At 53.4% G+C, this 580-nt stretch carries 1 protein-coding gene; it reads left to right on the forward strand.

The window, feature by feature from the left end; genetic code table 11:
* The coding region (locus AC2A4J_RS20325; RefSeq protein ID WP_484177293.1) for a cadherin repeat domain-containing protein at positions 1-580 on the forward strand (580 nt) is incomplete at both ends.

Here is a 580-nt window from a genome sequence, read left to right on the forward strand (position 1 = left end):
GCTTCAATGTGGTGGCAACGGATAATGGCGCGGGCAACTACAACTCCGGCAGTCTCAATGTGAGTCAAGCCGTGACGGTCAGCGTCAACGATTTGAACGACAACACACCAGTGATCACCTCCGGTGCGACGGGCAATGTCGATGAAAACGCAGATATATCAACGGTCATCTATACCGCCACAGGTACCGACGCTGACGGCACAGCCGCGAACAGTACTTTGGTGTACAGTTTGTCTGGCGACGATGCGGATAAGTTAATCATCGATGCGACCACTGGCGTGGTCACACTAAAAGCCTCAGCGGATTACGAAATCAAAGACAGCTACAGCTTCAATGTTGTGGCAACGGATAATGGCGCGGGCAACTTTAACTCCGGCAGTCTCAATGTGAGTCAAGCCGTGACGGTCAGCGTCAACGACTTGAACGACAACACGCCAGTAATTACGTCCGGTGCGACAGGCAGTGTGGATGAGAACGCCGACACTAGTGCGGTCATTTACACCGCCACAGGTACGGATGCCGATGGTACGGCGACGAACAATACCTTGGTGTACAGCCTAACGGGTACCGATGCTGGACT

This window comes from Marinomonas sp. ATLA20 (assembly GCF_057180105.1).